Source organism: Mycobacterium neglectum (assembly GCF_002591975.1).
In the GTDB taxonomy this organism is placed as follows: domain Bacteria; phylum Actinomycetota; class Actinomycetes; order Mycobacteriales; family Mycobacteriaceae; genus Mycobacterium; species Mycobacterium neglectum.
In genome coordinates this window covers 1-21733 of record NZ_NVQE01000063.1, presented here as the reverse complement: position 1 = coordinate 21733, position 21733 = coordinate 1, and the positions used below count along the sequence as shown (strand labels likewise).

Annotated in this window: 23 protein-coding genes; 9 read left to right on the top strand and 14 right to left on the bottom strand. The window is 65.7% G+C overall.

Annotated features, from left to right (window positions below; all coding sequences use genetic code 11):
* From CSQ99_RS28570 to CSQ99_RS28560, 3 genes are all read right to left on the bottom strand, one after another.
* The coding region (locus tag CSQ99_RS28570; RefSeq protein ID WP_141562748.1) for a serine/threonine-protein kinase at positions 1-968 on the bottom strand (968 nt) is incomplete at its 3' end.
* 50 nt (positions 969-1018) lie between these two features.
* A complete protein-coding gene (locus CSQ99_RS28565; protein ID WP_099042360.1) occupies positions 1019-2158 on the bottom strand; it encodes a BTAD domain-containing putative transcriptional regulator in 1140 nt (379 codons plus the stop codon).
* Positions 2159-2267: 109 nt separating this feature from the next.
* Positions 2268-2978, bottom strand: coding sequence for an SDR family oxidoreductase (locus CSQ99_RS28560; RefSeq protein ID WP_099042365.1), 711 nt, complete (start codon positions 2976-2978; stop codon positions 2268-2270).
* 109 nt (positions 2979-3087) lie between these two features.
* On the opposite strand from CSQ99_RS28560, the gene CSQ99_RS28555 reads away from it, so the two are divergent.
* Together CSQ99_RS28555 and CSQ99_RS28550 are read left to right on the top strand one after the other, a co-directional pair.
* On the top strand, positions 3088-3954 hold the full coding sequence (locus tag CSQ99_RS28555) for a LysR family transcriptional regulator (protein ID WP_099042359.1): 867 nt from the start codon (positions 3088-3090) through the stop codon (positions 3952-3954).
* Between the two features lie 37 nt (positions 3955-3991).
* A complete protein-coding gene (locus CSQ99_RS28550; RefSeq protein ID WP_099042358.1) occupies positions 3992-5041 on the top strand; it encodes an NAD(P)H-dependent amine dehydrogenase family protein in 1050 nt (349 codons plus the stop codon).
* A gap of 5 nt (positions 5042-5046) precedes the next feature.
* Here CSQ99_RS28550 and CSQ99_RS28545 read toward each other — a convergent pair whose 3' ends face one another.
* The 4 genes from CSQ99_RS28545 to CSQ99_RS28530 are packed head-to-tail and all read right to left on the bottom strand — an operon-like array spanning position 5047 to position 7938.
* Positions 5047-5793, bottom strand: coding sequence for an SDR family NAD(P)-dependent oxidoreductase (locus CSQ99_RS28545; protein WP_099042357.1), 747 nt, complete (start codon positions 5791-5793; stop codon positions 5047-5049).
* Complete coding sequence (locus CSQ99_RS28540; RefSeq protein WP_099042356.1) at positions 5790-6833, bottom strand: zinc-binding dehydrogenase; 1044 nt, start codon at positions 6831-6833, stop codon at positions 5790-5792. Before CSQ99_RS28540 ends, CSQ99_RS28545 begins: the two co-directional genes overlap by 4 nt.
* Positions 6834-6840: 7 nt before the next feature.
* Positions 6841-7572 carry an HAD family acid phosphatase gene (locus CSQ99_RS28535; RefSeq protein ID WP_099042355.1) on the bottom strand — a complete coding sequence of 244 codons (732 nt, stop codon included), beginning with the start codon at positions 7570-7572 and terminating at the stop codon, positions 6841-6843.
* 27 nt (positions 7573-7599) lie between these two features.
* A complete protein-coding gene (locus tag CSQ99_RS28530) occupies positions 7600-7938 on the bottom strand; it encodes an EthD domain-containing protein (protein ID WP_099042354.1) in 339 nt (112 codons plus the stop codon).
* 39 nt (positions 7939-7977) lie between these two features.
* On the opposite strand from CSQ99_RS28530, the gene CSQ99_RS28525 reads away from it, so the two are divergent.
* Positions 7978-8832, top strand: a complete 855-nt coding sequence (locus CSQ99_RS28525) for a patatin-like phospholipase family protein (protein ID WP_099042353.1) — start codon at positions 7978-7980, stop codon at positions 8830-8832.
* Position 8833: 1 nt separating this feature from the next.
* Here the strand turns inward: CSQ99_RS28525 and CSQ99_RS28520 are convergent, their stop codons facing one another.
* Together CSQ99_RS28520 and lpqV are read right to left on the bottom strand one after the other, a co-directional pair.
* Positions 8834-9769, bottom strand: a complete 936-nt coding sequence (locus CSQ99_RS28520; RefSeq protein WP_176561266.1) for a patatin-like phospholipase family protein — start codon at positions 9767-9769, stop codon at positions 8834-8836.
* 15 nt (positions 9770-9784) lie between these two features.
* A complete protein-coding gene (gene lpqV, locus CSQ99_RS28515) occupies positions 9785-10228 on the bottom strand; it encodes a lipoprotein LpqV (RefSeq protein WP_176561265.1) in 444 nt (147 codons plus the stop codon).
* A 265-nt stretch (positions 10229-10493) separates the two neighbouring features.
* Between lpqV and CSQ99_RS28510 the strand changes: the two genes are divergently transcribed.
* On the top strand, positions 10494-11012 hold the full coding sequence (locus tag CSQ99_RS28510) for a cysteine dioxygenase (RefSeq protein ID WP_099042352.1): 519 nt from the start codon (positions 10494-10496) through the stop codon (positions 11010-11012).
* A gap of 8 nt (positions 11013-11020) precedes the next feature.
* Positions 11021-11392: a rhodanese-like domain-containing protein gene (locus tag CSQ99_RS28505; protein WP_099042362.1), complete on the top strand. Its 372-nt coding sequence runs from the start codon at positions 11021-11023 to the stop codon at positions 11390-11392.
* Between the two features lie 37 nt (positions 11393-11429).
* Here the strand turns inward: CSQ99_RS28505 and CSQ99_RS28500 are convergent, their stop codons facing one another.
* Genes CSQ99_RS28500 through CSQ99_RS28490 form a run of 3 tightly spaced genes read right to left on the bottom strand, consistent with a single transcriptional unit; the run spans position 11430 to position 14947 of the window.
* The gene (locus tag CSQ99_RS28500) at positions 11430-13127 is read right to left on the bottom strand and encodes an alpha/beta hydrolase (protein WP_099042351.1); all 1698 of its coding nucleotides are present in this window, start codon (positions 13125-13127) and stop codon (positions 11430-11432) included.
* 9 nt (positions 13128-13136) lie between these two features.
* A complete protein-coding gene (locus tag CSQ99_RS28495) occupies positions 13137-13913 on the bottom strand; it encodes an enoyl-CoA hydratase (RefSeq protein ID WP_099042350.1) in 777 nt (258 codons plus the stop codon).
* Positions 13910-14947 (bottom strand): enoyl-CoA hydratase/isomerase family protein, encoded by a 1038-nt coding sequence (locus tag CSQ99_RS28490; RefSeq protein WP_099042349.1) that lies wholly within the window; start codon positions 14945-14947, stop codon positions 13910-13912. Before CSQ99_RS28490 ends, CSQ99_RS28495 begins: the two co-directional genes overlap by 4 nt.
* A gap of 155 nt (positions 14948-15102) precedes the next feature.
* Between CSQ99_RS28490 and CSQ99_RS28485 the strand changes: the two genes are divergently transcribed.
* Positions 15103-15951, top strand: a complete 849-nt coding sequence (locus CSQ99_RS28485; protein WP_099042348.1) for a Bax inhibitor-1/YccA family protein — start codon at positions 15103-15105, stop codon at positions 15949-15951.
* A gap of 97 nt (positions 15952-16048) precedes the next feature.
* On the opposite strand, the gene CSQ99_RS28480 is transcribed toward CSQ99_RS28485, so the two are convergent.
* A complete protein-coding gene (locus CSQ99_RS28480; protein WP_099042347.1) occupies positions 16049-17266 on the bottom strand; it encodes an acetyl-CoA C-acetyltransferase in 1218 nt (405 codons plus the stop codon).
* Positions 17267-17309: 43 nt separating this feature from the next.
* Positions 17310-18278 carry an SGNH/GDSL hydrolase family protein gene (locus CSQ99_RS28475; RefSeq protein ID WP_099042346.1) on the bottom strand — a complete coding sequence of 323 codons (969 nt, stop codon included), beginning with the start codon at positions 18276-18278 and terminating at the stop codon, positions 17310-17312.
* 195 nt (positions 18279-18473) lie between these two features.
* Here CSQ99_RS28475 and CSQ99_RS28470 point away from each other — a divergent pair, with 195 nt between their 5' ends.
* The 3 genes from CSQ99_RS28470 (at position 18474) to CSQ99_RS28460 (ending at position 21541) form a co-directional block, all read left to right on the top strand.
* Entirely contained in the window at positions 18474-19535 is a 1062-nt protein-coding gene (locus tag CSQ99_RS28470) for an alpha/beta hydrolase fold domain-containing protein (protein WP_099042361.1), read from the top strand.
* A gap of 44 nt (positions 19536-19579) precedes the next feature.
* Positions 19580-20980, top strand: a complete 1401-nt coding sequence (locus tag CSQ99_RS28465; RefSeq protein WP_099042345.1) for a cystathionine beta-synthase — start codon at positions 19580-19582, stop codon at positions 20978-20980.
* Between the two features lie 177 nt (positions 20981-21157).
* A complete protein-coding gene (locus tag CSQ99_RS28460; RefSeq protein WP_099042344.1) occupies positions 21158-21541 on the top strand; it encodes a CD225/dispanin family protein in 384 nt (127 codons plus the stop codon).
* Positions 21542-21733 lie beyond the last annotated feature (192 nt).

The window sequence follows — 21733 nt, the reverse complement described above, 5'->3', positions numbered from 1 at the left end:
TGTGTCCCGTAGGGCGGGGGCGGCGATTGCGATGCGTACATCCGTGGCTGGGACGGCGGTGGAGGCGGTGGCACCGGTCTTGTCGCAGCTTCGCTGCGCTGCAGGATCGTCGCGGCCTGATCCTGTTCCCGGTGCGTCAGTGCGTCGGTCGCGGCCGTCGCGAGGTCTCCGGCGCTCACGTAGCGGTCCGCCGGCTTCTTGGCCATGCCGCGGGCGATCACCTGATCGAAGGCCGCGGGAATCCCCGGTCGTTGTCCGCTCGGGCGCGGAGTCGGGTTCATCAGGTGCGCGGTGATGATCGTGCCGACGCTGTCACCGGTGAACGGCTGCGCCCCGGTCAGGCATTCGTGCAGGACGCACGCGAGCGCATAGACGTCGGCGCGGTAGGTGACTTCGTCATTGGTGAACCGTTCGGGCGCCATGTACGCGTAGGTGCCGACCGCGGTGCCGAGCTGCGTCAGTTTCTCGTCGGTGACGGCGTTGGCGATGCCGAAATCGACCAGATAGGCGAAGTCCTCACGGTTGAGGATGATGTTTTCGGGCTTGACGTCGCGGTGCGTGATCCCGGCTTCATGGGCGGCGTCGAGCGCCGAGGCGATCTGCTTCACGACGGCGACCGCTCGCGCGGGCGTCATCGGCCCATAACTCTGCAACACCTTGCGCAGGTCGGTTCCCTCGATCATGCGCATATCGACGAACAGGAAGCCGTCGACCTCGCCGTAATCGTGAATCGGCACGACGTGTGGCTCCTGCAGCCGGCCCGCGGCATGTGCCTCACGCTGCAGCCGCTTGCGGAACACCGGATCGTTGGACGCCGACTCCGGCAACAGTTTCAGCGCGACGATGCGATCTTTGACCGTGTCCTTGGCCTCGTAGACCTCGCCCATGCCCCCCTTGCCCAGCAGCCGCAGCAATTTGTAGGGGCCAATTTGGGAACCAACGCGTGACTCCTTTTCGGGGTCGCTCATCGGTCTTCTCCTCAGGGTGTTTTGCCGGGCAAACACACCCTAATGCCGCGCTACGCCGAGCGCGGCTCGATCTCGAACGTGAACTCGTGATCGCAGATGCGGATCGCGTCGCCGTCACCCAGTGTCGCGGTGCCCCTGATCCGTTCTCCTCGCACGTCAATGCCGTTTGCCGAGCGCAGATCGGTGATCACGAAGCTGGTGCCGGTGTCGATGATCACCGCGTGGTGCCTGCTGACATTGTTGTCGTCGAGCACGATGTCGTTGTCGGACAACCGCCCGATCCTGGTCGCCGTCGCCGTCAGGGGATATCTGTGTCCCGTTGCGGAGCGCAGGGTCGCCAGCGCCGACGTCGCATTGACCGCAGTTCGCATGTCGATGTCGTTGACCTGATGCACGGCCGTGGTCTTCGCGGCCTTGCGCACATCCAACGACTCCTGCCGAAGGATCTTTTCGTGCAGCGCGCGCACCGTCGGACCCGGATCGATCCCAAGGTCCTCGGCCAGCGTCGACTTCAGCCGCTGGTAGGCGTCCAGCGCCTCGGACTGACGTTCGGCGGAGTAATAGGCGGTGATCAACTGTGCCCACAGCGGTTCGCGATACGGGTACTCGGCTGTCAGGCCTTCCAGCTCGCCGATGACGGCATACGCACGCCCACAAGCGATTTCGGCGCCCGCCCGCGCGGTATGCGCCTCCACCTTGTCCTCGGTGAGCGCGGTCGCGAACACATCGACGAACTGGAAGGTGCGCAAGTCGTCGAGGACAGGTCCGCGCCACTCGGCCAGTGCGTCGGTCAGGTGTCTGCTGGCCTCCTCGAAGCGGCCGGCAGCGGCGGCGTGGACGCCCGCGGCCTTCTCGACCACGAACCTGCCGATATCGCAGTGCGCGTCGGCGGCGTTGAGCCGGTACCCCGGCGGCGCGTTGACCAACACCGACTTCGGGTCCGCACCGGCGCCGCCGATCAGCTTGCGCAGGTTGGAGATGTAGGAGTGCAGGCTGGCCCTGGCCTCCGCAGGCGGGCCCTCCTCCCACGCCGCGGTGATCAGCGAGTCGATGGATACCGGCCGATTGCGGTTCATCACCAGCATCGCCAGCACAGCCCGCAGCTTCGGCGTGCCCAGCGTCACCGGCGCGCCGTCGACCGTCATCTGCAGCGGTCCCAGCACGCCAAAGCCGATCTTGATCGAAGCCATTACAGAAGTTCTATCGCGAACCGGCGCGACACGCGCACACATGACCCGAAATCGGGTGGATGTACCTAACGCAATATGAGTGCGCCAGTTGGGCTGTGGCGCGGTGTCGTCACGCGGCGATGCTCCCGCCGCCGTCGGCCCTGACGATCTGGCCTGTGATGTAGCCGGCGTCCTCATCGAGGAGTGCGCAGATCGCATGGGCGATCTCCCGCGGCGTGCCGACTCGGTGCAGCGGAATGGTTTCCAGGAAGCGGGCTTCGCGTTCTGATCCGATCGGGCTGCGTTCGCGGTACAACTCGGTTTCGGTGGGCCCGGGTGCAACGGCGTTCACGGTGATGCCCGCCGAGGCCAGTTCGTTGGCCCAGATGCGGGTGCACGCTTCCAGTGCGGCCTTGGCTGCGGCGTACGGGGTGCGCTCCGGGGTGCCGAGTGTGGTCATGCTCGTGACGTTGACGATGCGGCCCCACCCGGCGGTCTTCATACCGGGCAGCACGGCCTGCACCACCTGAACGGTGGTCCGCACATTCAGGTCATAGATTTCGGACAAGTCGTCAAGGTCGATTTCCCCGATCCGGCCGAAACGCGCGAAGCCGACGTTGTTGACCACGGCCTCGATCGGCCCACTCGCGACGATCTGCTCCAGCACCGCGGCGGTCGCCGTCCGGTCTGTCAGGTCCACCTCGTAGAAGTCACCCGGAAAGTACTCGGGTCTGGTGCGTGCGAGACCGATCGGGACGTTGCCCCCCGCGGCGACTCGCTCGGCAACAGCGCGCCCGATGCCTTTCGACGCTCCAGTGATCAGCACTCGTCGAGATGCCATGACGTCCTCCTTTGATTCGTTGGCCAATTCCTTCAACGTTCTGGAGGGATTAATTTCCATATCTGGATTGCTATGGACGTATGCCATCGACCGAATATCGGGAGACCAGATGCCTACGTTGTTGCAGTTGAAGTCCTTCATCGCGGTCGTCGACGAGGGCGGATTCACCGCGGCCGGCCGGCAATTGGGCCTATCGCAGCCCGCGGTCAGTCGCGCCGTCGCGACGCTGGAGAAGGAGTTGGGCTTGTCCCTGCTGGTGCGCGGCCGCGATGGTCTGGTCCTGACCGTCCCCGGGTCCTTGGCCTTGACGCACGCGCGCGAGGCGGTGCGGCATCTCGGGTTGATGCGCACCGAGGTCGCCGCCCTCGCCGGTGAAGTCACCGGGACTCTGGCCCTGGCGAGCCTGCCGAGCGTCACCGGCACCCTCATCGCACCGCATCTGCGGAGCTTCGCGGCGCGGCATCCGGCTGTCACGATCCGGCTGCTCGAGGGTAGCGAGGCAGAGGTGCGCGACTGGTTGGACCAAGGCGCGGCCGAGGCCGGTGTGGTCAGCCTGCCCATCAAGGGTCTCGACGTCGTCCCACTCGGCGAGCAGGACTTTGTGGCAGTGGTGCCCGCGGCCAGCCGGCTGGCTGGTTGGGCCGAAGTCGACTACGCAGAGCTGGCCAAGGAGCCGTTCATCCGCTCGACAGGCGGCTGCGCCGACGTCTTCACACCCATTGCGTGGCGCAGCGGAGTCGAGTTCGACGTGGCCTTCGAGGCGCGCGAGATGTCCGCAGTGCTCGAGATCGTGCGCGCGGGCCTTGGCGTCAGCATCCTGCCGAACACTGGGTTGAGGGTTCCCGACGGTGTCACGGCACTACCGCTGGAGCCGAAGACCGTGCGACGCCTCGGGATCGCCGTTTCCGCCAGCGCGTCTGCACCCGCCCGGGCCTTCCTCGAGCAGATCGCCGCGGATGAACTCGCCGTCGTGTAGACCTAAGTAGAACGTGTTCTAGTTGCGAGGAGGCGGTATGGCACTGAAGGTCGTGCAGTGGGCGACGGGAGGCGTCGGAGTCGCCGCCATCAAAGGTGTGCTGGAGCACCCTGAACTCGAACTCGTGGGCTGCTGGGTGCATTCCGCGGACAAGGCGGGCAAGGACGTCGGTGAGCTCATCGGCGAAGAGCCCATCGGCGTCACGGCGACCAACGACGTCGACGAGATCCTCGCGCTCGACGCCGACGCGGTCATCTACTCTCCGCTGCTGCCCAACCCCGACGAGGTCGCGGCGCTATTGCGGTCCGGCAAGAACGTCGTGACCCCGGTCGGATGGGTCTATCCCAGTGAGCGGCAGTCGGCGGCCCTGCGGGATGCCGCGATCGAGGGCAACGTCACGCTGCACGGCACCGGCATTGCGCCGGGCGGCATCAGCGAGAAGTTCCCACTGCTGTTCTCGGCCTTCTCGACGGGCGTGACATTCGTTCGGGCCGAGGAGTATTCGGATCTGCGCACATATGATGCACCCGATGTCGTACGCCATGTGATGGGGTTCGGCGAGGTGCCAGACAAGGCCCTGAGCGGACCGATGCAGAAGCTGCTCGACGGTGGCTTCATCCAAGCGGTGCGAATGATCGTCGACAAGGCCGGGTTCAAGGCGGACCCGAAGGTGCGGTCGTCGCAGGAGATTGCGGTCGCCACCGCTCCCATCGAGTCGCCGATCGGCGTGATTGAGCCGGGTCAGGTCGCAGGCCGAAAGTTCCACTGGGAGGCGCTCGTCGGCGACGAGGTCGTCGTGCGTGTCACGGTGAACTGGCTGATGGGTGAGGAAAAGCTGGATCCCGCATGGACATTCGGCCCCGAAGGCCAACGCTACGAGATGGAAGTTCGCGGGAATCCCGACATCTCGATCTCGGTGAAAGGGTTCCAGTCCGCAGTGGGCGGTGAGGGGCCGGAGTACGGAATCGTCGGAACCGCCGCGCACTGCGTGAACTCCGTGCCCGCGGTGTGCGCCGCCGAGTCGGGCATCGCGACCTATCTCGATCTGCCGCTGATCAGCGGTAAGGCCGCGCCGCGCTTGAGCTAGTCGAACTAATCGCGGGGCAGGATCCCGCCGTCGAGCGTGATCACCTTGTTCGTCAGATAACCGTTGCGCAGCATGGCCAATGCCATATCGGCCACCTCGTCGGGCCTGCCGATGCGGCCGACGGGGATAGGGATCGGGGGAGTGCCGGTCTCCAGGTCCGCGGGAAACATCTTCGTCTCGCCCACCAGCGCGGGGGCCAGGCTGTTGACGGTCACGCCGTCGGCCGCGACACGCGGCGCGAGGTGATGCATGAGGCCGTGCAGGCCCGCCTTGCTCGCTGCGTAGTGGGCGCCGACCACGCCGCCGGTCAGAGCGGCGACCGACGAGATGAACAGAACGCGCCCGTACTTGCGCTCGATCATCGTCGGCAGAACCTGTTGCGCCAACAGCCATGGAGCAGTCAGGTTGACCGCGAGCGTCGCATCCCATGACGCCGGATCGATTTTTCGCCAACCCTTGATGTCGGCCGTGCCCGCGTTTGGGATGAGCAGGTCGACCGGGCCCAATTCGTTGGTCGCATGCAAGACGAGGGCGGCCGGCGCCTGCGGGTCGGAGAGATCGGCCGCGACGACGGTGACCCGCCTGCCCCGTTCCCGGGCATACGCCGCAGCCTCTTCTGCGTCGGCGGCGTTGCGCCCGTAGGACAGGCACAGATCGGCGCCCTCGTCGGCGAGCCGTCGCGCGATCGCCTTGCCGATACCGCCCGAGGCGCCGGTCAACAGCGCTACCCGGCCGGTCAGGTCACCGGTCACGGCTCGACCAGGATGCGGATCGGGTTGCCGTCCTGGCGGTCCAGCTTGTCGATGCCCACCGCGACGTCCTCGAGGGAGACCACGTCACTGATCGAGCGTGAGATGTCCAGTCGCCCAGTCGATACCAATGTCGCGAGCGTTCCGATGTCGACGTTCTGGTAGCCCAGGTGGCCCAGGACGTGCTTTTGCGTCAGTCCGAACATGCTGGTCGGCCCAACGCTCGGAGACTCGGCGCTCATTCCAACCGCTACCAGACGACCGCCCACCGTGAGATTGTCGAGCGCCTGTTCGAACGTCGACTTGAGGCCCACCGCGTCGAACGCGACATCGAGTCGGCGTCCATCGGTGACCTCGGAGATCTTCTGGGCCAGCTGGTCGTCGCGGGCGTCGAACGCGTAGTCGGCGCCCAGTTCTGTGGCGCGCTCCAGAACCTCCGCCTTGATGTCGACGGCGATCACCGGCACGGCGCCGACCAGCCGCGCGAGCTGGACAATATGGGTTCCGACGCCGCCGACGCCCCAGACACCGACCGATTCCCCGATGCCGACCTTGCCCGTGCGCACGACGGCACCGAACGGTGTCGACACCGCGTCGGCCAGGATCGCCGCCTGCTCCAGCGGGACGTTGTCGGGTACCCGGGTGAGGCCGAACGCCTGCGCGACGGTGTACTCCGCCCAGCCGCCGTCGTAGGCAAATGCCATCAGCGCGATGGCCAGGCAGTTCGTGACGTCGCCTCGCCGGCAGTTGGCACATGTCATGCACGGCCGGCCTGCCGCGACGACCACCCGGTCGCCCTCCTTCCAGCCGGTGACGTCCGGACCGAGCTTGGCGATGGTTCCCGACGTTTCGTGGCCCTGCGTCACCACTGGCAAGAACGCCGGGAACGTGCCGTTGATCAGGCTGAGATCAGAGTGGCAGATACCGCAGAACGCGACCTTGACCAACACCTCGCCGGGGCCGGGCTCTGGTATCGAAACATCTTCCACTGCAATCGTTTTTGAGTCTGCGTAGAAGCGCTGCGCCCTCATCGTGTCGACCATGTCGCTCCTAGGGGATGCGGTAGAAGGGATTCGGTAGCAGGTAGGTCTGTTGCGCGAAGCCGCCGGCCAGATCAGACGGCTGATCCCCGATGTTGGCGATGATCGTGTAACCCTGCGCCTCGATATGCGCGCGCTGTGGGGCCTTGAAGTCGACTGCGGAAAGATAATGTGCGCCGGTCGGTTCCATGATCAGCCGCTCGTACCCGGTGTAGCCGGTGTCGTGCAGATTGCGTTCGGTCGCGGCGCGTTGGGACTCGTCCCGGCCCGTGATGAAGAAGATCGTGGCACCGTGCCGCTTCGCGGTGGTAAAGATTCCCATCGTCGGCGGGATGACCGTCGACTGCCCGCGCAGGTCCCACGCCAGCCACCCGCACGGCCCCTGGGGGAGAGCGTCGCACGGTCCATTGCCGATACGGCCAAAGTCGTTGGCCTTGATGGCTTCCCAGTTCGACAATGCGGTCTCGTCGATGTCGAACACCACTGCCGGGCGGGCAACGCGTGGGGCCTGGTCGTTGATCCACGCCACCGCGGATGCCGCGGCGTGCTGCAGATTGGTCAGGTAGGCGCCGCTGTCGTAGTACGCGACGGCGTCGCGCTTGAGGTCGCCGACGTTGGCCGGCGGTACGGGCGAAGGGATGATCGGGGCCGGAGGCGCGGGCGGCTGGGCGAGAGCCGGTGAACTCGCGATAACGGCGGCAACGAGAGCAGCGGCGGTTCCGATCGGCAACCATCCACGCATGGGAGCACCCTAGCTCGCAGTGGATGCTCAACCCGCGCTGGTGTGCTCGTCCACCACATAGGCGCGCGTTGCGGCGCGATCGATGAAGTTCGCTTCGTCGTTGGCAATTTCGTCGACACCGAGACTGGACATCCAGGCGGACATGTCGTCCCGGTCCGCGAACACGAGTTCGGTCATGCAGTCGAAGGCGATCTCATCTCCTTCGACGTTGAAGGCGTCGCCGCGCTGGAGGTAGTTGCGCTTGTAGACCGTCGGCATGAACGCCTTGCTCAGGACGAGCGGTACGTGGTTGGTCTCGTAGTACTCGGCGAACTCCTGCGGCGATAGGCCGGGCTTGCGCTTCAAGTACCCGAAAACCTTGATCATCGCTTTGAGCGTAGTCGGGCGTTTGGCACACTCGCTGCGGTGACGACGAAACGGGCACTGGTACTAGCAGGCGGCGGGGTGGCGGGCATCGCGTGGGAGACGGGGATCCTGCGGGGTATCGCCGATGTGTCGCCGGCGACGGCCCATGCGCTGCGGGAATCGGATGTCCTGGTCGGCACGTCTGCGGGATCGACCGTCGCCGCACAACTCATCAGCGGCCTGCACCTCGATGCACTGTTCGAGCGGCAGACCGAAGCGTCGAGCGCCGAGCTGAACCCGAATGTCGGCGTCGAGGAGATCGCCGAACTCTTCCTCACCGCGATGACGCAACCCGGTTCGAAGGCCGAGAAACTGCAGCGGATCGGCGGCGTCGCATTGTCCACCCAGACCGTGTCGGAGGGCGTGCGGCGCCAGGTGATCGAACACCGGCTGCCCGAGCATGACTGGCCCCAACGCATCCTGCGTATCAGCGCAATCGACACCGCCACAGGCGAATTGGTGACACTCGATCGGGATTCCGGCGTCAATTTGGTCGACGCCGTTGCCGCCAGCTGCGCGGTGCCCGGCGTCTGGCCCCCGGTCACGATCGACGGTCGTCGATACATGGATGGTGGCGTCGGCAGCACCGTCAACCTAGAGCTGGCCGCCGACTGCGACGTGGTGGTCGCACTCGTGCCGCAGGGCAGGAACTCGCCGTCGCCGTTCGGCACCGGAGCGATCGAGGAAGTCGACAACTTCGCCGGTTCGGCGTTCGGTGTGTTCGCCGACGACGGATCACTAGAAGCCTTCGGTCGCAACCCACTGGATCCGGCCTGCCGCGCGCCGTCCGCACTTGCCGGGCGCGACCAGGGTAGGCGGGTCGCGAGCGAGGTTGCCGAGTTCCTCGGACGCTGAATCAGATTTCGGCGGAAACGGTTTCGGGCTTCGCGAGCCCGTCCAGCACAGCCGCGGTGAGATCGCGGCCGACCTGGATGACCTCTGCGGCACGGTGGAATTCGAGGCTGCGACATGCGGTCCGGGGGACCTCGATCAACACATCGGGGGGATAGGCCGCCAGCGTATGACGCGCCAGGGCGGCCTGCGCGATGTCGATCGTCCGGTTCATCACCTCGAAGCTGCCGAGGCGAGGCACCGACATCTCCTTGGAGGCGTCGACGAGTGTGTCCGCACTCTCGTCGGGCTGGGCGGCGTCGAACAGCGCGGTCGTGCTGCGCCACATCCGGCCCAGCCATTCGGTGGTTGCGCTCGGCCCGTCACCCTCTGGCTCGTCCCCGCCCGACTCACTGCCGGCCAGGCTCACCGCGATCGTCAGATCGGCGTTGACGGCCGATATCGGCGCCATGGGCAGCGGATCGAGGATGCCGCCGTCGGCCAGCAGTCGGCCGTCGAGCACATGCGGCACGATCACTCCGGGGATCGCGATCGATGCCCGGATCGCGGCGTCGACAGGCCCGCGTTGTAGCCACACCGATTTTCCGGTGAGCAGGTCGGTACTGACCGCGGTGTAGGGGATCGGCAGCTCTTCGATCGTGACCTCACCGAGAATGTCGCGGACCGCATCGAGGATCTTCTCCGCGCGGAGCACCCCGGCGGCGGTGATCTTCGGGTCGAGCAGGCGCAATATCGCGCGCTGTGTCAGCGACTTCGCCCATTCGGCGAAATCATCGAGCTTGCCCGCGGCCTGAAGACCACCGACGAGCGCGCCCATCGACGATCCCGCGATGCCGACGATCTCGAAGCCACGCTCGTTCAGCTCGTCGATCACCCCGATATGGGCGTAACCGCGGGCTCCTCCGCTGCCGAGGGCGAGGGCCACTCGCTTGCCGGCCATAGCGTGATTCTGCGCCTACCCGCAGAGCGCGTCGGCGGCGGCCTGTGCCGCCACTATCACGGCGGCCTGCCGGGGCGGGGGAAGCGCCGACCACGGCTCGCCGAACGTGCCCGGGCCAGCAGCGTCGGAGCTCTGCACATTCTTCAGATATGGCTCGAGCTGCGACTTGGCGTCCCCGCCCTGCTGTCCCATCCACTCGCGCGCGGCCCGACACGCCCTGAAGTACTCGTCCTCGGTGGAGTCCGCAGGGGCGCCGACGGCAGTCGTGACGCCGTCTGGGGACACCCCGACGTCGCCGGGCGCCGCCGTCGGCGTTTCCGAGGGCTCTGAGGCCGCTGTCGTTGGTGGCGTCGACGTGGCCGGCTCGCCATCGGATCCCGACGAGCACCCGGTGCCCACGGCCGTGCCGACGATAACGAGTGCCACCGCGTGGGCGGCCCGACGCGAGTGCCTGCGCATGCAGCCAATCTATGCAATGGCTTGGCTGTCACGGTCGCCGGCCGTCCACTTCGGATCAGCGTGAATTTTTGAGCACTGGTTACGGAAGGTCCATTGACCAGGCTGTTGAGCACAGCGTTATGCACTGTCGGTTCAGCGCCACGGTCAACGTCGGTTCGAAATGCCAGACTTGCGGCCGTGACACCCGGATACCTGCGCGCATGCCGCGGGGACTGTTGCGCCTGACGCACCTGTCCTTGTCCGCCTGTCACTTTCTGGAGTTCGCATGGTTTCTGTCATCTCCGCGCCCACCCGACTGCGTCCCGCCGATTTACTGCACGCCACCGATCGCTACGCGGAGGGCGTTCTTTCAGGCAGCTATGACGGCCTCCTGCCTGCTGGGGGTCTGCCGGCCAATGATCGCTGGTTCACCCGGTTGCACGGCGACGAAGAACTCGACGTCTGGCTGATCAGTTGGGTGCCGGACCGCTCGACCGAACTCCACGACCACGGCGGCTCGCTCGGTGCGCTGACCGTCTTGTCAGGTGCGCTGCGGGAAACCCGATGGGACGGGCAGACGCTGCGGCGGCGACGTCTCACGGCGGGTGACCAGGCCGCGTTCCCGCTCGGCTGGGTGCACGACGTGGTGTGGTCGCCCGATCGGCACACGGCTGCGCCGGTTGCGCCGACGCTGAGCGTGCACGCATACTCACCACCGTTGACCGCGATGTCGTACTACGAGGTCACGCACCGGAACACGCTGCGCCGCAAGCGCACCGAACTCACCGATGAGCCGGAGGGATGACGTCAATCATGACCAGCCGCATCGACCGTGTCCTCGACGAGGCCCGCACCCGGCTGCACAGGTTGGGTGCGCAGGACGTGCCCGCGGCGCTGGCCCGTGGCGCCATTCTGGTCGACATCCGGCCGCAGGCACAGCGCGAGCGTGAGGGCGAGGTCCCGGCGGCGATGGTGATCGAGCGCAATGTGCTGGAGTGGCGCTGCGACCCGACCAGTGACGCCCGGCTTCCGCAGGCCGTGAGCGAGGACGTCGAATGGGTGGTGCTGTGCTCGGAGGGCTACACCTCCAGCCTCGCCGCGGCAGCCCTACTCGACCTGGGTCTGCACCGCGCCACCGACGTCATCGGTGGCTACCACGCGCTGAAGGCCGAAGGCTTCTGCTGATTCCCCGGTCGCTCCGCTCCTGCCCGCCGGACCTGGTCTAAGCGTTCTCGTCGTTACTGAGCAGCGGACGCAGCTTCTCCGTCTTGGCCGGCGTCCAGCCCGGCGGCTCGAGAATCGCTGCCCACGCGTTGGCGACGTCCTTGACGTACACGTGGCCGTGGCCGTCCGGCACGTCCACCGCGACAGCCATGTCTGCGGACACCTGCAGGAAGGTGACGATCGGTATCCACTGCATGCGTCCTGAGACGTCGTACCCGCGCGGTTCTCTGAGCCAATCCGGTTCGGCGAACAGCAGATCCGTGTTCCACCACGCGATCGGGTCAGACGCGTGCTGCAGATACACCACCCGGGGATGGCCCCACGGGTCGTTGGGCCGGTCGAGGTTGTCCGAGCGCGCGGCGAAGCGGACATTCTCACCCTTGTCGAAGATGGGCAACCACTCCGGCGAGCCCGCGTCGCGGTCGCGGGTGAGCTGCGTCCAGATGGTGTTGTTGAACGTCGGGCCGGAGAACAACGCGCCGTTGGTGCGGGCGATCAGGTTGTTGAGAGCCAGGAACGGCGCCTCCCCGCCGAACGACCCGAGGCTCTCACCGAAGACCACCAGCTGTGGCCGCTGTGCCTCGGGCATCTCGCGAATCAGTGCGTCCACGGCTTCGAACAGCGCCTGCCCGGCCTGTCGCGCGTTCTCGTTGTCGACGAGGAAGGACAGCCAACTGGGCAGGAACGAGTACTGCATGGACACGATCGCGCTGTCGCCGTTGAACATGTACTCCAGCGCCGAGGCCTCCGCCTCGTTGATCCAGCCGGTGCCGGTCGTGGTCGCGACGGCGACCACCGCACGATCGAGGCCGCCCTTGCGTTGCAATTCTTCGGCCGCCAGCGCGGCGGTCGCCTTGATGCCGTCGGCCGAATGCAGTCCGGCATAGGCACGGATCGGCTCGATGGCGGGTGTGCCGTTGAACTCCGAGAGCTCGTCGACCGTGGGGCCTGCCGAGACGAACACCCGCCCTTGATGGCCAAGCGATTCCCACGTGACCGCAGAGTCAGGGCCGCCTGAGCGCAACGGGGATGTCGGTGCGGCGAATTCAGGGTCGGTCTCGTCGTTGGCCGCCGAGAATGTCGAGTTCAAGGCACTCATACCGAAACGCACTACCACGCCATTGAGCAGCGCAATAGTCAGCACGAGCAGCAGAGCAACCACAACCATGGCCGAGATACGCGGCGGTGCAACGCGATTGAGCTGACGCACCAAAAAGCGCACGAGCCTGCCGATGAGCTGTCCGATCTCGACGAAGACGAACAAGACCACTATGGACAGAAAGGCGCACCAGGGGTAGTCCCAGAACACGAGGCGCGGCACGCCATTGAGGTCGCGTACTTCATCCTGCCAGCGGTGGAAGTAGAAGATCATCAGGATCTGTCCGATGACACCAATGCCCACGAGTGTGAGCCAGGCCCACCGCGGTGCCGAGGGACTGGTGTCCCTTGATCCCATGTAGCGCACCAGCCACACCGCGAACACCCCGAGGCCATATCCGATCGCACCCGCGGCGCCGCTGACGATGCCCTGGAACAGCGGTCCGCGCGGCAACAGCGACGGCGTCAAGGAAAGCCAGATGAAGACCAGGCCAAGAGCCGTTCCGAAGAACGTGTAATGACGGACCCACCAATCCTGCTTGGGTGGCAGCCCCTCCTGCTGCGGTGCTTCGTCTACGGCCTCAGCGGTGTCTGTCACCCACGCAGATTAACGGTGGCCGAAGTTCGGTGGGCGCTTCTCCGTGAACGCGTTCATACCCTCGGTCTGGTCGTCGGTGGCGAACGCGGAATGGAAGAGCCTGCGCTCGTACAGGAGTCCTTCAGCCAGCGTCGATTCGAAGGCACGGTTGACGGCCTCCTTGGCCATCCGCGACGCCGAAAGCGACATTCCTGCGATGGTCTTCGCGACCGCATTCGCCTCGACCAGCAGCGAGTCGGCAGGCACGACGCGGGAGACCAAGCCGGCGCGTTCGGCCTCGGTGGCATCCATGTTGCGCCCGGTGAGGATCAGGTCCATCGCCTTGGCTTTGCCGATGGCGCGGGTCAATCGCTGTGAGCCGCCCATACCGGGGAGTACGCCGAGCTTGATCTCGGGCTGGCCGAATTTGGCGGTGTCGGCGGCGATGAGCAGATCGCACATCATCGCGAGTTCGCAGCCGCCGCCAAGTGCATAGCCGTTGACCGCGGCGATGGTCGGGGTGCGTGTCGCGGCGAACTTGCCCCACGCGGCGAAGAAGTCCGACGAGAACACGTCGGCGAACGACAGTTCGGCCATCTCTTTGATGTCGGCGCCCGCGGCGAAGGCCTTCTCGCCGCTGCCGGTGATGATGATCGCGCCGATTCCCTGGTCGCTGTCGAATTCCGCTGCGGCCGCGACGACTTCGTTCATCACCTGGCTGTTGAGGGCGTTGAGGGCCTTGGGCCGGTTGAGTGTGATGGTGCCGACGCGGTCGTCGCGGGTGACCAGGATCGTCTCGTAGCTCATCTCTTGAACTCCAATTCTCGATCGGCCGGCGCGAAGTAGGCCTCGACGTCGGCGGTGGTGACGGCCGCCAGCGATGCGGGCGACCATTTCGGATTGCGGTCCTTGTCGATGACCTGAGCGCGGATGCCCTCTTCGAAGTCGTGGCTTCGCAATGCCCCGCAGGTGGTCCGGTATTCTTGGCGCAGAACGTCTTCCAGTGTGTCGAGCTTGGCGGCCCGTCGTATCGCCTCCAGTGCGACGGACACCGAGATGGGGGATTTGGCCTCGATCAGGTTGGCTGCGTCGACGGCCTCGGCGCCGTGAGCCCGCAGGGCGGCGACGATGTCGGTCGCGGTTTGCTCGGCGTAGCAACGGTCGATCCATTCCCGTTGCGCCAGAAACTGACTCGCGGGCGGTTCGGCGGCGTGGGCAGCAAGGGCGGCGTCGACACCGTCGGTGATCGCAACCTCCTTGAAGGCGGCGATCGCGTCGTGCGGCACGAAGTGATCGGCGAAACCCATGGCGATTGCGTCCCCGGCGCCGAACGTCGCACCGGTGAGGGCGGCGTGCAGACCGAGCAGGCCGGGCGTCCGCGACAGGATGAGTGTGCCGCCGACGTCGGGAATGAAGCCGATGCCGACTTCGGGCATTGCCATCTTGGTGGTGTCGGTGACGACGCGGACGCTGCCGTGCACGGCGATGCCGACGCCCCCACCCATGACGATGCCGTCCATCAGGGCCACATAGGGCTTGGGGAAGCGGCCGATCTGGGCGTTGAGGCGATATTCGTCGTACCAGAAGCTCCTGGCGACGGACCCGTCGGCGCGGGCGCTGTGGTACAGCGCGACGAGGTCGCCACCGGCGCACAGGCCGCGTTCCCCGGCGCCGTCGACGATGACGGTGTGGACGTCGTCGTTGTCCGCCCAGTCGGAGAGCACCGGCGAGATCGCGTTGACCATCGGGTGCGTGAGCGAATTGATGGCTTTGGGCCGGTTGAGGGTGATCAGGCCGACGCCCTGGCGCACGTTTACTAGGACATCCTCGTTTTCGTCCACGGAATGCAATGTAGATCGTGAACCTGCATCGAGCGTCGCCGGGTAGGGTTTCCTGTGAAGACCCTGGGAGGTTCTTTCGGGAACCGTCCGGGATCGCCAGTCGTTGATCGATTGTTCGTCAACGAGTCGAACCAAGCATCAGAGAGGAACCGACGGTGCGGGAGTCCAGCAACCCGGTATTTCGTTCCCTGCCCAAGGGTCAGGGTGGCTACGCGCAGTTTGGTACCGGAGCCGCCGGCTACGGTGCGCAGGCCGTACAGGCCGATCCATATGTCACGCAGTACCCCGACCAGCAGCAGACGGGCGTCTCCCGGCCGCTGACCATCGATGATGTCGTCACCAAGACCGGCGTCACGCTGGCCGTCGTGACAGTGGTTGGCGTCATCTCCTACTTCTTGGTCTCGCAGAACACCGCCTTGATGATGCCCTTCGTGCTCATCGGCGCGCTCGGTGGTCTCGCGATGGTCTTGATCGCGACCTTCGGACGCAAGCAGGACAACCCAGCCATCGTGCTGAGCTACGCCGCACTTGAGGGGCTCTTCCTGGGCGCCGCGTCGTTCCTGTTCGCGAACCTCGTCTCCACCGGCGGCCCCGGGATGATCGCGCAGGCGATCTTCGGAACCGTGGGTGTGTTCGTCGGCATGCTCGTCGTCTACAAGACGGGTGCCATCCGGGTGACGCCGAAGTTCACGAGGATGATGGTCGCCGCCTTGTTCGGCGTGGTGGCTATCGCCCTTCTCAACTTCGTGCTCGCGATGTTCGGTGTCGGTGGCGGCGAGGGCTTCGGCCTTCGGAGCGGTGGTCCACTGGCCATCATCTTCTCGCTTGTCTGCATCGGTCTGGCGGCGTTCATGTTCCTGATCGACTTCGACCAGGCGGACCAGTTGATTCGCGCCGGCGCGCCGTCGAAGGCCGCATGGGGCGTCGCTCTGGGCCTGACCGTCACGCTGGTCTGGCTGTACCTCGAGATCCTGCGACTGCTGTCCTACTTCAACAGCGACTAGCAGTCCCCGCGAAAGGCCCGGCACGAAATGTGCCGGGCTTTTTTCGTGCGTCGCCCCGCTCGCTTGACGTCGAGACAGTCTCGGCGGTCTTAGGCAACTAGCTGAGGCGCTCCACCACCATCGCCATGCCCTGGCCGCCGCCGACGCACATCGACTCGATGCCGAACGTCTTGTCATATGTCGCAAGGTTATTGAGCAGCGTGGCCGTGATACGCGCACCCGTCATACCGAACGGATGCCCCAGTGCGATCGCGCCACCAGACACGTTGAGCTTGTCCTCGTCGATGCCGAGTTCCCGCGCCGAGCCGAGCACCTGCACCGCGAACGCCTCGTTGATCTCGACCAGGTCGATGTCCGAGATCTTCTTGCCCGCTTTGGCGAGCGCCTTCTTGATCGCCTCGATCGGGCCGAGGCCCATGATCTCCGGCGACAGACCGCTCACACCCGTCGACACGATTCGCGCCAACGGGGTCAGGCCCAATTCCTTGGCCTTGGTGTCGCTCATGATGACAACGGCGGCTGCACCGTCGTTCAGTGGACACGCATTGCCCGCAGTGATGGTGCCGTTGGGTCGGAACACCGGCTTCAGCTGCGAAACAGCCTCATAGGTGGTGCCCGCGCGGGGGCCGTCGTCGGTCGTGACCGTCGTGCCGTCGGGCAGCTTCACCGGCACGATCTCCCGCTCGAAGAACCCGCTCTTGATGGCGTCCTCGGCGCGGTTCTGCGACCGCACACCCCAGTGGTCCTGGTCCTCGCGGCTGATGCCGGTGAACAGAGAGACGTTCTCCGCCGTCTGGCCCATCGCGATGTAGACGTCGGGGATGTTGCCGTCGTTGCGGGGGTCATGCCACTCGTCTGCGCCCTCGGCCTGCTTGGCCGTCCGGGCCTGAGCCTCTTCGAAGATCGCGTTCTTGCTGTTCGGGGCGCCATCGGCGGCGCCGACGCCGAAGCGCGACACGGTCTCGACCCCCGCGGAGATGAACACGTCACCTTCGCCGGCCTTGATGGCGTGGAACGCCATCCGAGTGGTCTGCAGCGACGACGAGCAGTAGCGGTTGACCGTGGTGCCGGGCAGGAAGTCGTAACCGAGTTCGACGGCGACCGCCCTGGCGACGTTGTAGCCGGCCTCACCGGCGGGCTGCGCGCAGCCCATCATCAGATCGTCGATGTCCTTCGGGTCCAACGAGGGAACCTTGTCCAGTGCCGCCCGAACCATCTGCGCCGCGAGGTCATCGGGGCGCATCGTGGCGAGCGACCCTTTGACGGCACGGCCGATCGGCGAGCGTGCGGTGGCGACGATGACGGCTTCAGCCATGAGAATTCTCCATCTATCTACGGATATCGAGAGTGAAGCAAACCTAACTTGCGGGCACCACGATGGGCGCGGGGACCCCAGTTGAGCGGCGCCACAGTCGGCTGATGTTGCCCACCCGGGCCAACAGCGAACTGCCCTCGGCGTTCCGAGACTCCAGCGCATCTTCGGGCTGGTTCCCATCGATGTACTCGCCCAACGCATTACACAGCGCGGGCAGTAGCTGCTGGGCCGCCAGCGCGTAGCCGGCCCCCGACGGGTGGAACATGTCTTTGCTGAAGAGCTGCTCGGGAGCCTTGCGGAACTCAGGCGGAAGGAGGTCGGAGAACGGAACAGGAACACCTCCGGCGGCGCGCACGGCCGAGGCCTGAGCCCGCGCCAGGCGCAACCCGCGACTGCGTGCCACCCACCGCAGGGGCTGTGGGATCGCGGTGATCAGGCCGAAATCCGGGCAGGTGCCCACCACGACGACGGCTCCGCTGGCCCGCAGCCGCCGAACCGCCCGGCCCAGTCGTCGCGCCGACGGCCCGATGCCATTGGGTCGCGTGATGTCATTCGCGCCGATCATGATCACCGCCGCGTCGGGCGGCGGGCCCGCAACGAACATCGCGTCGATCTGCCCGGAAAGTCCCTTCGACGTGGCCCCCATGATGGCTTTTGTGCTCAGCCTGATTCGCTCACCCGACACCTCGGCGAGCCCACGGGCGATCAGCACGCCCGGCACCTCGTCAGCATCTTCACAGCCGTAACCGGTGGCCGTGGAGTCACCGAAGACCATCAGATGCAGGTCAAACGGGACGCCGCGGTGCCACTTCTGCACAGGTCCGCCACTGGGCTGATAGACGCCGTCGGCACGCGGGGGGACGTCCCAGGCCTTCGGTATGGCGCTGCGGGCCTTGTCAGCCTGCCCGCTCAGCAGATTGCGGGCTCCTACGTACGCGGAGCCCGTCGATGCGAGCGTGGCCGCGGCCGCAAGGGCGACGGTCGTTGTCCGACGCGGTGCACGTATGCCCACGCGGTCCAGTTTAGGTGGGATTTTCTGGGATACCCGCGTGGCGACGAACCTTAGGGGATCACAGTGCGGTATCAAGTCCGGTATCGAAATCGAATCGTTGATTGTTGAAATGAACAGAGCCTGTCAAGCTAAGGTATCGGGATCGCTGAAGCAAACGGCGAGCCGGGGCTCTACAACGGCGTAGGAGTGGTGGCGATGACGGCACCAAGTAAAGTAGCCAGAGCATCTCGTGTTGGCGAAATGCCTGCTAAAGCACGTAGACCGCGTAAGTTTCCAGTTAGCGACGGTGCACCCGTCGAGGTGGTCGAGGACGGCCCAAGCCTGGCGGGAAGACTTACTTCGCTGGCGGCTCTGCTAACAATCCGGCCGACTCTAGCTATCGGAAGCTACGTTCCGCGCCTCCCGTGGCCCTGGGGTTTCGTGGATTTTGTGTCCCGGGTCATGCGTCCCCCTCCTGGGACGGTGCGCGCCACGATTTCTTTGCCGAAGTGCACCGCGCAGCTGGTTAGGGCCGGTGGCGTGCTGCCCGCAGACGGCAAGCGCGGAGTGGTTTTGTACCTGCACGGCGGCGCCTTCCTGACCTGTGGTGTGAATTCGCACGGCAGGCTGGTGACCGCATTGTCGGGCTATGCAGACTGTCCGGTCCTGGTCGTCAACTACCGCATGATCCCGAAGCACTCGGTCGGCGAGGCGCTCGACGACTGCTACGACGCATACAAGTGGTTGCGGCTGAAGGGCTACGAGCCGAATCAGATCGTGCTCGCGGGCGACTCCGCAGGCGGCTATCTGGCTCTGGCGCTCGCCGAGAAGCTTCAGCGGGAAGGCCTGGAAGGCGAGATTCCCGCGGCGATGGTCACGATGTCGCCGTTGTTCGAGGTGGACAACGAGACCCGGGCCAACCATCCGAACATTCACAGCGATGCGATGTTCCCGCCGCGTGCGTTCTATGCGCTGGTGGACCTGGTCCGCGAGGCCGCCGGCCGGCATCTGGTCGATGGCAAGCCCGAAGAGGTCTACGAGCCGCTCGACCACATCGAGCCCGGGCTGCCGCGCACGCTGATCCATGTGTCGGGGTCCGAGGTCCTGGTGAGTGACGCCCGCAAGGCGGCCCGTCGACTGGCGGCGGCCGGTGTGCCCGTCGAGGTTCGCGTCTGGCCGGGCCAAATGCACGTCTTCCAGCTCGCGGCACCCGCAGTTCCCGAGGCGACGCGGTCGCTTCGCCAGATCGGCGACTATATCCGGGAAGCCACCTGGTGAACCCTCGGCTGGTATGCCGGTGTCGCGCCTGACACGATGGTGTCATGCGGATCGCCCGGCACATCAGTGAGCTCATCGGCAATACCCCTCTGGTACAGCTGAACTCCGTTGTCCCCGATGGGGCGGGCACCGTCGCCGCCAAGATCGAGTACCTGAACCCCGGCGGCAGCTCCAAGGACCGCATCGCGATCAAGATGATCGATGCCGCGGAGGCCAGCGGCGAACTCAAACCCGGCGGCACCATCGTCGAACCAACGTCTGGCAATACCGGGGTGGGCCTGGCGCTGGTGGCACAGCAGCGAGGCTATAAATGCATCTTCGTCTGCCCCGACAAGGTCAGCGAGGACAAGCAGAACGTGTTGCGCGCGTACGGCGCTGACGTTGTGGTCTGTCCGACGGCCGTGGCGCCGGACAATCCGGACAGCTATTACAGCGTGTCCAATCGACTCGTCGAAGAGATCGACGGCGCGTGGAAGCCCGACCAGTACTCCAATCCGATGGGCCCGGCTAGTCACTACGAGACGACAGGCCCTGAGATCTGGGCCGACACCGACGGCAAGGTCACCCATTTCGTCGCGGGGGTCGGAACCGGCGGCACGATCACCGGTGCGGGCCGCTATCTCAAGGAGGTGTCCGGGGGGCAGGTGCGGGTGGTCGGCGTCGATCCCGAGGGATCGGTGTACTCCGGTGGCACCGGCAGGCCGTACCTCGTCGAAGGTGTGGGGGAGGACTTTTGGCCCTCCGCCTACGACCCGGCGGTTCCCGACGAGATCATCGCGGTGTCCGATGCCGATTCATTCGAGATGACGCGCAGGCTGGCGCGCGAGGAAGCCCTGCTGGTCGGTGGATCGTGTGGCATGGCTGCTGTCGCCGCGATCCAGGTCGCTGAGAAGGCCGGCCCCGATTCAGTGGTCGTCGTACTGCTCCCCGACGGCGGAAGAGGTTATCTGTCAAAGGTTTTCAACGACGGATGGATGTCCTCGTATGGATTTCTGCGGAGCCGGCTTGACGGTTCGGTGGAGGAGACGACGGTTGGCGAGGTGCTAAGAGGCAAGTCTGGCGCATTGCCCGACCTGGTACACACCCACCCGTCTGAGACGGTGCGCGACGCAATCGGCATCCTGCGGGAGTACGGCGTATCCCAGATGCCGGTCGTCGGCGCCGAGCCGCCGGTGATGGCGGGCGAAGTGGCGGGCAGCGTCGCCGAGCGCGAACTGCTGTCCGCGGTTTTCGAGGGCCGGGCCAACCTGGCCGACGCGGTGTCACAGCACATGAGTCCGCCTCTGCCGTTGATCGGCGCGGGAGAACTCGTCAGCACCGCGGCCAAAACGCTGCGCGAGTCCGACGCCGTGATGGTCGTCGAGGAGGGCAAGCCGGTGGGCGTCATCACCCGTCACGACCTACTCGGGTTCCTCTCGGATGGCAGCGGCCGCCGCGCTCGGTAACCGGGCATACAAAGCCTGGCAAACAAACCGGGGTGGCGGCTCCCAATGTGGCGGTTACCAGCCTGTTTCACCATTTCGTCAGGTGAGCAACTTCCGCAGAGAAACGTCTGCACGAAGCCGCTTCTCGGGTAGGGTAAGCACGCTCGTTACCAGCTAAGGCGTGACTGGAAGGCGCACATGACCGATCAACCGCCACCACCCCCCGGGAACTACCCTCCGCCACCACCTCCCGGGAACTACCCTCCGCCACCACCTCCGAGCGGCGGCACTCCACCGCCTCCTCCGCAGGGCGGAACTCCCGCGGGTCAACCGAACAACAATCTGGTTTGGGGCATCTTGGTGACGGTGTTGTGCTGTCTCCCGCTCGGAATCGTGTCGATTGTGAAATCCACTCAGGTTTCCGGTCTGTGGGCACAGGGGCGCGCCATCGAAGCGCAGCAGGCGGCCGATGATGCGAAGAAGTACGCGGTGTGGGGCGCGATCGCAGGTGTCATCGTCTTTGTGATCGTCGTGATCATCAATATCGTCGTCGGCTTCAGCGCGACGTCTAGTTACTCGTAGCGACCGCGGCCGCGGCCGACGTTGCGGCAGTGGCGATTTGATTCGTTAAATCCCAAAATCGCGTAACCAGAGTCATTGAAAGGAATGGCCAACCATGAGTGATCAACCACCTCCGCCGCCCCCGCCGGGTCTCGTATACACCTCTGACGCATGCGACGTAACACCGTGGTGAGAGACACGCCAGTATACCAC

Excerpts from the sequence above, each read along its gene's own strand:
- CSQ99_RS28460 (WP_099042344.1), top strand. The coding sequence starts at position 21,158 with ATGACCGATCAACCGCCACCACCCCCCGGGAACTACCCTCCGCCACCA.
- CSQ99_RS28505 (WP_099042362.1), top strand. The coding sequence starts at position 11,021 with ATGACCAGCCGCATCGACCGTGTCCTCGACGAGGCCCGCACCCGGCTG.
- CSQ99_RS28520 (WP_176561266.1), bottom strand. The coding sequence starts at position 9,769 with ATGGCCGGCAAGCGAGTGGCCCTCGCCCTCGGCAGCGGAGGAGCCCGC.
- CSQ99_RS28530 (WP_099042354.1), bottom strand. The coding sequence starts at position 7,938 with ATGATCAAGGTTTTCGGGTACTTGAAGCGCAAGCCCGGCCTATCGCCG.
- CSQ99_RS28560 (WP_099042365.1), bottom strand. The coding sequence starts at position 2,978 with ATGGCATCTCGACGAGTGCTGATCACTGGAGCGTCGAAAGGCATCGGG.
- CSQ99_RS28470 (WP_099042361.1), top strand. The coding sequence starts at position 18,474 with ATGACGGCACCAAGTAAAGTAGCCAGAGCATCTCGTGTTGGCGAAATG.
- CSQ99_RS28465 (WP_099042345.1), top strand. The coding sequence starts at position 19,580 with ATGCGGATCGCCCGGCACATCAGTGAGCTCATCGGCAATACCCCTCTG.
- CSQ99_RS28565 (WP_099042360.1), bottom strand. The coding sequence starts at position 2,158 with ATGGCTTCGATCAAGATCGGCTTTGGCGTGCTGGGACCGCTGCAGATG.
- CSQ99_RS28540 (WP_099042356.1), bottom strand. The coding sequence starts at position 6,833 with ATGGTCGACACGATGAGGGCGCAGCGCTTCTACGCAGACTCAAAAACG.
- CSQ99_RS28555 (WP_099042359.1), top strand. The coding sequence starts at position 3,088 with ATGCCTACGTTGTTGCAGTTGAAGTCCTTCATCGCGGTCGTCGACGAG.
- CSQ99_RS28510 (WP_099042352.1), top strand. The coding sequence starts at position 10,494 with ATGGTTTCTGTCATCTCCGCGCCCACCCGACTGCGTCCCGCCGATTTA.
- CSQ99_RS28480 (WP_099042347.1), bottom strand. The coding sequence starts at position 17,266 with ATGGCTGAAGCCGTCATCGTCGCCACCGCACGCTCGCCGATCGGCCGT.
- CSQ99_RS28535 (WP_099042355.1), bottom strand. The coding sequence starts at position 7,572 with ATGCGTGGATGGTTGCCGATCGGAACCGCCGCTGCTCTCGTTGCCGCC.
- lpqV (WP_176561265.1), bottom strand. The coding sequence starts at position 10,228 with ATGCGCAGGCACTCGCGTCGGGCCGCCCACGCGGTGGCACTCGTTATC.
- CSQ99_RS28550 (WP_099042358.1), top strand. The coding sequence starts at position 3,992 with ATGGCACTGAAGGTCGTGCAGTGGGCGACGGGAGGCGTCGGAGTCGCC.
- CSQ99_RS28495 (WP_099042350.1), bottom strand. The coding sequence starts at position 13,913 with ATGAGCTACGAGACGATCCTGGTCACCCGCGACGACCGCGTCGGCACC.